This window comes from Chitinophaga sp., from assembly GCF_036566945.1.
Lineage (GTDB): Bacteria > Bacteroidota > Bacteroidia > Chitinophagales > Chitinophagaceae > Chitinophaga.
The window spans coordinates 1-2,476 of record NZ_DATCVJ010000474.1 but is presented as its reverse complement, the minus strand read 5'-3'; the positions used below and the strand labels follow the sequence as shown (position 1 = coordinate 2,476).

General features: G+C 44.5%; 1 protein-coding gene. It reads left to right on the top strand.

Annotated features, from left to right (window positions below; all coding sequences use genetic code 11):
• Positions 1–616: 616 nt before the first annotated feature.
• Positions 617–2,476 (top strand): hypothetical protein (locus VIP81_RS14525; protein WP_331961910.1); only part of this gene is annotated, 1,860 nt, incomplete at its 3' end.

Genomic DNA, 2,476 nt, shown 5'->3' with positions numbered 1-2,476 from the left:
ACAATGCGAAAAATAATAACGTGTTTTCTAAAAGTGATAGTGAGATGCAAACGATTGCATCAATTATGCAAAAAAATAATAACGTGCTTTTTTTAAAGGTGATCGTTTAGTTTTCCTGTTCATGTCATGTGCTTTGTCTTTCTATTTGACAGTAATGTCACCATGCCTTTCAACCAAGGGATTGGTTGTACAGTGATGGTTGATAACGCGAATGCTATGCTACCCGCATACCGCCTGAATGCCGGACTTGTAGGTTGTATCATCGACCTGTTTTTTTTTAGGCAGAGATAGGAAGTTATAGAATAAATGATATTGGCCGGCAGCAAATTGTTGCTGTGGGTAAAATAATACCAGCAATTGCTTAATTTATATTTAAATCATTGCAGAAACAAGGGGCTACTGCCGGGAAAGTCGCTGCCTGGCTAAAACCCAGAGGCGGGGCATCAGCAGTCGCACCCGGGAGAGATGAACCCAGGTCGGATGATTGGTAATTTTTTATCTCGTAGAAATTACTGCTTAACAACCATAGAAAAGTTTGCCACGCAAATAGAATGCGTCAGGCTACCGCATCTTTATTGCCGACCATATTTTTATTGAAAACCCTAAAAAAGAGAAGATGACATTTCCAAGTGTAGCATCATTTAAGACAAACCAAGGCACCGCCGACAACGAGCTATGCCAGATATTAGGTTACGCCAAACCAGGAGATGGCGGCGGCGGCGTATTTTACTGGAGTACAACTTGCGACAAGGAGCCAGATGGCGGTATTGTTTTTAAAGTAGATAATGTAGACCCGGGTCGCTGGATCAGAAACATAGATGGCAACATCATCAATGTGAAATGGTTTGGTGCATTTGGGAACGGAATTGATTGTACTGCTCAGTTGCAGCATGCGGTGGACGCGGCCAATGCCTATGCCGTTCCTTCAGACAGCTCCTATTTTGGTAATAAGCCTACGCTGTATTTCCCAATAGGAGACAGATACCTGCTCAGTAACACTTTAACCATTGATGCAGGTGTAAATGTGAACATGGAGGCGCCTATTGCCTTTAACGACGCTACAGATACCTTGCCGGGCATGATCATCGGTAGTAATGACGTCAACAATGCGGCGGTGAAATTGCAACTCCGTATTAGCAAGACTTCCATGTCAAATTGGGCCAATGAAAGCTGTGTGGGTGTGAAACTCGTTAACCTCCTCAGCTCCGATGTAACCCTGGAGTACATCAGCTCATTTACCATCAATGTGCTCTTTTACGGTAGTCAAGGGTGCGCTTACAACAGGGTAAATATAGGTACCCTGCAGGATGCCAAAGTACAACTGGAATTGCAGGCAGCAACTAATGCAGGCGTTACTGATCCTCTTAAAGGCGGCTTTTGTAATGAAAATGTGTTTACCGCTGGTAGATTTACGGTAAGATCCAGCAAACCAACTGATGAACTGTCTACGAAATCCAGGTATGGTGTCCGCATTTCACTGGTGGGAATAACCAACCATCTGCCTGACAACAATGTGTTTTATAAACCCAGTTTCGAACTCAGTGCTACCAATCTCGTTGGTGATGCAGAATGCCGGGCGGTAGTCATCGAAAGAGGTGTCAATAACAGGTTCTGGGATGCGAGGAATGAGGACAGCGGCATTTGTTCCCTGAAAATTGTCGGGGCAGATTGCAGACAAAACAGCCTCTATATCGGTTATAGTAATCTGCCCGCTGCGCAAGTCAATGATGCCGATGATCAGATCGAAGATGCCAGTAGTAGTCGTAATAACCGGGTGGCTAATTACCCCAATTATTATAATGACACCATCCAGAATCAAAGCTGTTGGCAGTCGCCTTTTATACCAAAGTATGTCAACAAATACAACGCTACCGATTATTTCTTCAGGGGATTACATTGCGCCAATATGGCGAATGGAGATAAACTCCCGGCCCGGCTTGTTGCAGCAGTTGCTGAAAGCTACGTGGAAATATCCGGGAATACTGGGATAGGCGTTTTTGTGAATACTGAAATGGTTAAAAAATTTATTGTCAGGAGAAACTTTGTTTCCGGATTTAGCGGCAGGGTATTCATTGTTTGTTATAATAGCAGCAAAGCGATCATTCCTCCGGTATTAAATGAGAATCTGTTCTCCACTCAGTTAAACTCCATCAACGCCACACAGTTTGGTGGTTGCTATAGCAGTACAACGGATACAGAATATGCGACCACCTTTACGGTAGCAGATAATGTAGCCTTTGTCAGAGTCATACTCGCCGGTGGCACCGCCAGTTTGCGTATCAGATCTTTCTCCATCGGTACCCTGGATTATAAACAGATCACCGCTTATACCGGCCTCGATGAGATTGGAATAGATCCCAATTTATCCTATGCTGCTGTAATACCAACAGAGACGAAGCCCAAAGGCACCATCATCTATAACGACTGGAGCCAGACAACGACCCAGTTGGGTTGGAGAAGCACAGGTGCAGGCAGG